This window comes from Bacillus sanguinis (assembly GCF_018332475.1).
In the GTDB taxonomy this organism is placed as follows: domain Bacteria; phylum Bacillota; class Bacilli; order Bacillales; family Bacillaceae_G; genus Bacillus_A; species Bacillus_A sanguinis.
Genome location: NZ_BOQB01000231.1, coordinates 1 through 7,915 on the forward strand (window position 1 = coordinate 1; position 7,915 = coordinate 7,915).

Sequence of the window (7,915 nt, forward strand, 5' to 3'; positions counted from 1 at the left end):
GAATTTGTAGGGATTATGGGACCATCTGGTAGTGGGAAAACAACGTTATTAAATATGGTATCTACAATTGATTCTCCATCATCGGGAGAAATTTTAATTAATGGCACAAATCCTTTCCAATTATCATTAGAAGATTTAGCGTTATTCCGTAGGAAACAATTAGGATTTGTTTTTCAATCATTTAATCTTCTTAGCACACTTACTGTAAAAGAAAACATCGTATTGCCAATGACTTTAGATGGTGTTTCTGTGAAAGAAATGAACAAACGAGTGGAAGAAATTGCAGAGAAATTACATATTACGGATATATTGAGTAAAAGAACGTTTGAAATATCAGGAGGACAAGCGCAAAGAACAGCAATCGCTCGTGCAATTGTTCATAAACCGCAATTATTACTTGCAGATGAACCAACGGGGAATTTAGATTCTAAATCCTCAAATGATGTAATGGAGATGCTTGATACTCTTAATAAAGAAGAAAAAGCAACGATGATGTTAGTTACACATGATCCGTATGCTGCGAGTTTTTGCAGTAGAGTAATATTTATTAAAGATGGTCAACTATATAACGAAATTTATTGTGGTGAAAGCAGACAAACCTTTTATCAAAAGATTATGGATGTCCTTTCTTTGTTAGGAGGGAAAAGGCATGACTTTTCGTCAGTTCGCATTTAATAATATTTTTCGTAATAAGCGTACATACGCTGCCCATTTTTTAAGTAGTACATTTTCTATTATGGTTTTCTTTACATATGCTCTTTTATTATTTCATCCTGATTTACAAGGGGAATTAAAATCAACAAGTGCAACAATGAGTGCATATGGTACGATGGGATTTACAATTTCGCAAGGTTTGATTTTTGTATTTTCATTTTTCTTTATTCTATATTCAGTTAGTTCATTTTTAAAAACTCGTAAGAAAGAATTTGGCATATTAATGATGCAAGGTATGTCAATGAGACAGTTTAAGAAATTATTATTAATTGAAAATATGTTGATTGGACTTGGTTCAATTTGTATAGGGATTTTCATTGGACTCATATTTTCTAAACTAGTCTTATTGATAAGCGCAAGTGTATTAATGATTAATAATGGTTTGCCTTTTTATACACCAGTGAAGGCTGTATTATTAACAGTTATCACTTTTCTTTTCTTATTTTTCATTGTTTCACTATTTACATTTAAAATGGTAAAAATAACGGAACTTGTGGAACTTATTCGAGCAGAGGAAAAACCAAAACCTGAACCGAAATCTTCAATTTTATTATCACTGCTTTCTTTAATTAGTATAGGATATGGATATTTCTCAGTATTTCGCTTTATTTCAAGTTCCAGTTTTACTACGCTCGGAATGGGTGTCCTACTAGTAATTATAGGAACGTACTTTTTATATACACAGTGTAGCGTTTATATATTACATCTTGCTAAAAGGAGAGAATCTTTCTTTTTAAAAAGAACAAATATATTAACGTTTTCTGAATTAATTTACCGTATGAAAGATAATGCAACGATGTTTTTTATTGTATCTATTATTTCAGCAGTTGCATTTACAGCTATTGGTACAACAGCTGCTATTGGTAATAGAAATTTAGTGTGGATGACAAACCCATATACATTTCTGTATGAAAGCTCTGAAAACAACAAATTGGTAGATAAACATCTCTCTATTATAAAAAAACACCTCTTGGATGCAAATATTCCGTATCGAATGGCTACATCTTCAAGTAAATTTACAGAAAGTAACGTAAATGTATTGAAATTAAGTGAATATAACGAACTTACGAGAGCACTCGGGTACCAACATGAAACGATTGAAAAAGAAGATGAAATTTTACTAATTCCTGGGAGGGTGTCACAAAAGCAAGAATTTAAAAATGGTGACTATAAAAAAAATATTGAAGTCATTCAAGGAGATTGGACAAAGACATTTCGTGTGAAGAAAACTGTAGAGAATTTAGTTTTACCACATGATTCTAGTAGTATTTATATTGCTGTTCAAGATCATGTGTATAATGAAATTCCTCTGACGAGTAATCCAGAGGATAAAGATATTCAATATCGTACTTACGGATTTGTTGTAGATGATTGGATAAGAACGAAAGAGATTTCAAATCAATTAAAGAGTATATTCGATAAAGATCTTAGGGACAGTGATTTCTACTTTGTAGCTTTAACATTAAACTTGTTGGAGGCAAAGCAAAAGAATGGTTTATTACTTATGGCAAGTGTTTTAGTCGGAATCGTTTTCTTTACATTTGCTGCTAGTTTTATTTATTTCCGATTATACACTGATTTGGACCGTGATCAACAACAATATAAAATGATTTCGAAAATGGGATTAAGCAAACAAGAATTAAAAAAAGTTGTAACGAGACAGTTATTATTAATGTTCTTCTTACCGATTGCTGTTGCGGTGATTCATACTGTAGTAGCGTATACGGCACTGCAACAATTAGTTAGTTTTTCTATTTTAAATAGCTCGATTGTTATTTTAATTTCATTTATATGTATACAAGTTTTATATTTCTTTATTACTCGTTGGCGTTACCTACAAAAGCTTTATAAGACTATGGAGCAATAAGGGATATCATCTAATAAAATTACAGAAAAGCATGTAAAAAATGATATGAATTATGAAAGGAACCGTGATGAAAAGAACTTTAACTATTTTTATGTTAACTATAATACTTTTAATAAGCTTTAGTGCATGCTCTAAAAAGGATAACTCATTTCCTGCAAACGGTGTATTAATTATTGGAGAGGAAAATAATATTTCACCAATTATTAATCGTTATCAGGAAATTACGAAAGAAAATGAAGTGTTTTCTGTGAAAAAAGGTGAAGTTGGAAATGGACATGTATTAATTTTAAATGAATCTACAGCACTAGCACTGATTAAAGAAAAAGTTTTTCGTAAACGAGATAATGGCTCCATTTCTATTTTAGATACGTTACCAAAATTCCCAAAAGAAGGATCCCTACTGTTTACAAATGAAGACGAAAAGACTATGAAAAGTATTAAAATAGAAGGAAACGAGATTCCTGTTACATACGATAGTGACACTTGGATAGGTAACACTCGTAAATATCCAACGCAATCGTATGTGATTGTAGCAAAAAATAGCGTATATAAGGAAATAAAAGCAAATGAAACGAAAATGCACCTTCTTCAATTAAAGAAATCTCTAGGTGATGAAAGACCTAAAATGTCGACAGATAATACAATGGTTAATGAAAATGTCAAAGTAAAAAAGCTAATTAAAGGTTTGGAAGGAGAAGTATTTTTTCAATTTGTAACGATTGGACAAAAATTTTAAAAAGAGTTCGAGGTTGATAGAAACTTTATCAAGCTCGAACTCTTTTTAGTTTATAGGCCATTCATATAACATAGATTACATTACTTCATTTAATCGAGTCTCGTTTGTTTCTTCGATCACATTTGGATTTTGAACCGAATTATTTTGAGATTCTTTCTCTTTACGGAATTTTTGAAGCATTTCAAGTATCATCCATAAAGGAACACCTTTATCTTTTAGCATCTTCCATAAATCTAATTCGTTAAATTTATGCTCTGGCTGTTTCATTTCTTTTTCGGATGAACGAATATCGAACTTGATAGGATCATTTACTTTCTTACTTTCAAGTTTAGTAGAAGAGATAGTATTATGCTCAAGATTAGATGGAGTTATTTTAGTAGGTTGAGACATTGTATGAATATTTGATCCGATTTGCATGATTTTTCCTCCTTATGAAGCAATGAGATTAGTTTTCTTATGGTTTTTAAATCTTTTTAACATGAGGAAACTATATCTAATTATAAATTCGAATAAACAGATTTACAAGTTGTATTGTAAAAAGTAAATATTTATCAACATTTGTATATGTTTTCTATATATACAACGTATATAAAATACTTTACATTATGTTTAAGTTATTAAAGCATGCTGTAAATTAAAAAATGTAAACGTTTTATTAGGGGGAGGAAGTATGGGGAAGTTATTTTTAAAAATATGTTTTTTTGCATTGATGACTGTATGTTCATTCGCCACGAAAGTAATATACGCTGAAGAGAGTCAACAAAATAATTATCCGATCATTTTAGTAAACGGGTTTGCCGGATGGGGTAGAGAGGAAATGCTAGGGGTTAAATATTGGGGTGGTGTTCATGATATACAGGAAGATTTGAAACGCAATGGTTATACAGTTCATACCGCAGCCGTTGGGCCAGTTTCTAGTAACTGGGATCGTGCATGTGAATTATATGCCCAAATTAACGGTGGAACAGTAGACTACGGTACCGCACATGCTGAGAAACATGGACATAATCGTTTTGGAAGAACTTATAGTGGTTTCACGCCGAGTTGGAGTGAAACAAATAAAGTACATTTAGTTGGACATAGCATGGGTGGACAAACAATTAGAACATTGGTACAGCTATTAAAAGAAGGCAGTTTTGAAGAAAAAAATTATGTGAAAAATCACCCAAACACCAAAATATCACCACTATTTGAGGGCGAGAAATCATATGTTTATAGTGTTACAACATTAGCAACCCCTCACAACGGTACAACACTTGCGGATGGTAGTCTTCTACTACCGTTCGTTAAAGATTTACTCATTACAGCTGCAAGTTTAGGAGGAAACAGTAATTTATCATTATATGATTTCAAATTGGATCAATGGGGGTTAAAGAAGAATGCTGGAGAGTCCTCTTTACAATATACTGATCGTATTTTAAATAGTTCAATTTGGAAAAATACAAAAGATATAAGTCAATGGGATTTAAGTACTGATGGTGCAAAGGAGTTAAATACTTGGGTAAAGACGCAACCGAATGTGTATTACTTATCCTATAGTGGACATGCATCACAAGCGGCACCTATAACAGGTTTACATTTGCCTCATATAACGATGAATAAAGTGTTAATGGGGAATGCATTTTTCTTAGGCTCTTATGCGAGATATGAAGACAATCGTCCATTCATTGATACTTCTTGGTGGCAAAATGACGGTGTAGTAAATACAAATTCTATGATTGCACCTTCTACTAATACTGATGTAAATAATTATGAGCCTTTACAGGTTGGAAAATGGAATCATATCGAAATGAAATCAAATTGGGATCATCTCGACATGGTAGGACTTAGTGTTTCAGACACGTTAGGTTTTTCTAGCATTCAAGAGTTTTATAGAGCAATTGCTGAAAAGCTATCACGTTTACCGAAATAGGTAATAATAAAGCGCTCTCGATGGAATTCGAGGGCGCTTTATATTATATTGAAAGAGGGATTTGGTAGAAAAATATGGGGGGGATATTATGAAAATTAAAGTTGTACTATCAGGATATGGAACAGTAGGAAGAGAGTTTATAAAATTATTACATGAAAAATATTCATATATATATGAAACATATGGTATAGGATTAGTTGTAAGTGGCGTATTAGGTAGAAATGTTGCAATACACAATGAGGATGGGTTATCTATTCAGAACTTATTAACGTATGGTAGCAGTAGCGCTGCAATTGAAAAGTATATAGAATATCATCCGGAGGAACGTGCAACAGATAACATAAGTGGTACAGTGCTGGTAGAATCAACAGTTACAAACCTTAAAGATGGAAATCCAGGGAAACAATATATAAAACAAGCGATTGAGAAAAAAATGGATATAGTAGCAATTTCAAAAGGTGCGCTTGTTACAAACTGGAGAGAAATAAATGAAGCAGCAAGAATCGCAAATGTACGAATTCGATACAGTGGTGCAACTGCTGCGGCATTACCAACACTTGATATTGGTCAATTTAGTTTAGCTGGTTGCCATATTGAAAAAATAGAAGGAATATTAAACGGAACAACAAATTATATTCTTTCGAAAATGAATGAGGAAGATATTACATTTGAAGAAGCACTGAAAGAAGCGCAAAGTAGGGGAATTGCTGAAACAAACCCAATATTAGATGTAAGTGGTTCTGATAGTGCGTGTAAATTGTTACTTTTGACAAACAGTTTAATGGGAACAGAGAATACGCTTACAGATATACATATTAAAGGAATCGAACATGTTACAAAACAACAAATTCAAAATGCGAAGGAACAAAATAAAATTATTAAATTGATAGCATCAGCCTATAAAGATAATGAAGGTAATGTGAATCTAAATGTTGAACCGTACGAATTACATAAAAATCATCCGCTAGCAAAAGTAAATGGGACAGAAAAAGGGATTACGTTCTTTACAGATACGATGGGCCAAGTTACTACAATTGGTGGTGCATCAAATCCACGTGGAGCCGCAGCAGCAGCTTTAAAAGATATAATTAACTTATATCGTAAAGATTTGTCACGTATTAACGGGTAGTAAAATTATCAATTAATTAAAGTGGTATTTTATAAGACCGTACCGCCCTTTATAAAAAATACATATGTAGTGGACCTTTTGATAATGAAATAAATATGCAAAAATGATTGCAGGGGGTAAGGAATTGTTTAAAGATTTTAAAGTTGTGAAAGAGCGTCCCGTTTATATTCAATTGAAAGATTATGTGAAAAAGATGATTATGAAAGGACATTTGCTCGGGGATCAAAAAATCCCTTCAACAAGGGAACTAAGTGAATTACTAAGTTTGAGCAGAAATACTGTACTCGCTGCATATGCAGATTTGGAGCAAGAAGGGCTCATTTATGCAGTTAAAGGAAAAGGAAATTTTGTTGCGAAGGTTGATATTTCAAACACTTCGTCTGTTGAAATAGATTGGAAAAATAAACTTAATACAGTTACCTTATTAGCGGATGAATTAGATTTAATGAAACATGGTGTCCGCTGGGAAAAAGGAATGATAGTTTTTAATAGTATTGCTCCGGACGAAAAGCTATTTGATGTGGAAAATTTCAAAAGAGCTTTTCTTACTCGTATGTCCATTGAAGGAGATGTCGTATTAAATTATGGCTATGCAAAAGGTTATAGACCGTTAATGAACTATCTACTTCATTATATGGAAATGAAAGGTGTAGATATTTCAAATAAAGATATATTAATTACAAATGGATTTACAGAAGGATTAGACATTGTACTATCTTCGCTATCGAAAAAATCAGGGCGGGTTATTTGTGAGAATCCGACACATCATGCTGCTTTGAAGTTGTTCCGCTTACATGGACTTGAAGTTCATGGAATTACTATGAATGAAGATGGTATTGATACGAGCGAAGTTGAAAAAAGCTTGCGTGAAAAAGAGTTTGATTTTGCATATTTAATTCCTTCCTATCATAATCCAACCGGTATTGTTACGAGTTCAGAGAAAAGAACAGAACTGATGAACTTATTTTCAAAATATAAAATTCCTATTATAGAAGATGGATTTAATGAAGAACTACGTTATTCAGGTTCACATTTAGCGCCATTATTAACTTTTGCTGGCGCTGGTAATAATGTGATTTATATTAGTAGCTTTTCGAAAGTACTTTTCCCTGGTTTACGTGTAGGATGGATCATCGCAGATAAAGAGCTAATCCATCATTTAGAAAGTGTAAAAAGAGCAAGAACAATACACACATCAACGCTAGATCAAGCGGTTTTATTTCAATATTTACATGAAGGATATTTTGAAAAATATTTAAAAAAGGCAAGGTCTGTTTATAAGAAAAAATATGAGTTAGCTGTTGGAGCGTGTAATGAGTACATTCCGTTTCAAAGAATGACCGGTGACGGTGGACTTCATTTATTTATAGAGTTAGAAGAAAAAATTCATGCTCGTACGCTTTTACAAAAGTGTTATGAGCAAGGGGTTACATTTTCTCCTGGAGATGTGTTTTATTCTGATGGAGGAGGAGCGAACACGTTTCGATTAGGGTTTTCACGTCTGAAAGAAGAAGAAATAGTTCGTGGAATTAAAATAATTGGTGATACAATAAAAAA

The 7,915-nt window shown here is 32.4% G+C and carries 7 protein-coding genes; 6 read left to right on the forward strand and 1 reads right to left on the reverse strand.

Annotation, left to right across the window (positions count from 1 at the left end):
• From KI369_RS21940 to KI369_RS21950, 3 genes are all read left to right on the forward strand, one after another.
• Positions 1-675 (forward strand): ABC transporter ATP-binding protein (locus KI369_RS21940; protein ID WP_212957383.1); only part of this gene is annotated, 675 nt, incomplete at its 5' end.
• Positions 650-2,581 carry an ABC transporter permease gene (locus tag KI369_RS21945; protein WP_212957384.1) on the forward strand — a complete coding sequence of 644 codons (1,932 nt, stop codon included), beginning with the start codon at positions 650-652 and terminating at the stop codon, positions 2,579-2,581. The genes KI369_RS21940 and KI369_RS21945, both read left to right, overlap by 26 nt.
• Before the next feature lie 67 nt (positions 2,582-2,648).
• Entirely contained in the window at positions 2,649-3,317 is a 669-nt protein-coding gene (locus tag KI369_RS21950; protein ID WP_212957385.1) for a lipoprotein BA_5634 family protein, read from the forward strand.
• A gap of 75 nt (positions 3,318-3,392) precedes the next feature.
• Here KI369_RS21950 and KI369_RS21955 read toward each other — a convergent pair whose 3' ends face one another.
• Positions 3,393-3,734 carry a DUF3914 domain-containing protein gene (locus tag KI369_RS21955; protein WP_212957386.1) on the reverse strand — a complete coding sequence of 114 codons (342 nt, stop codon included), beginning with the start codon at positions 3,732-3,734 and terminating at the stop codon, positions 3,393-3,395.
• A gap of 253 nt (positions 3,735-3,987) precedes the next feature.
• Here KI369_RS21955 and KI369_RS21960 point away from each other — a divergent pair, with 253 nt between their 5' ends.
• The 3 genes from KI369_RS21960 to pdxR form a co-directional block, all read left to right on the forward strand.
• Positions 3,988-5,229, forward strand: coding sequence for an esterase/lipase family protein (locus tag KI369_RS21960; protein ID WP_212957387.1), 1,242 nt, complete (start codon positions 3,988-3,990; stop codon positions 5,227-5,229).
• 88 nt (positions 5,230-5,317) lie between these two features.
• Positions 5,318-6,358 (forward strand): homoserine dehydrogenase, encoded by a 1,041-nt coding sequence (locus KI369_RS21965; RefSeq protein WP_212957388.1) that lies wholly within the window; start codon positions 5,318-5,320, stop codon positions 6,356-6,358.
• A gap of 124 nt (positions 6,359-6,482) precedes the next feature.
• Positions 6,483-7,915, forward strand: a 1,433-nt coding sequence (gene pdxR / locus KI369_RS21970; protein WP_212957389.1) for a MocR-like pyridoxine biosynthesis transcription factor PdxR, incomplete at its 3' end; no start/stop codon positions are given.

Bases quoted from the DNA above. Each gene is read 5' to 3' on its own strand.
- KI369_RS21945 (WP_212957384.1), top strand. From the start codon at position 650: ATGACTTTTCGTCAGTTCGCATTTAATAATATTTTTCGTAATAAGCGT.
- KI369_RS21950 (WP_212957385.1), top strand. From the start codon at position 2,649: ATGAAAAGAACTTTAACTATTTTTATGTTAACTATAATACTTTTAATA.
- KI369_RS21955 (WP_212957386.1), bottom strand. From the start codon at position 3,734: ATGCAAATCGGATCAAATATTCATACAATGTCTCAACCTACTAAAATA.
- KI369_RS21960 (WP_212957387.1), top strand. From the start codon at position 3,988: ATGGGGAAGTTATTTTTAAAAATATGTTTTTTTGCATTGATGACTGTA.
- KI369_RS21965 (WP_212957388.1), top strand. From the start codon at position 5,318: ATGAAAATTAAAGTTGTACTATCAGGATATGGAACAGTAGGAAGAGAG.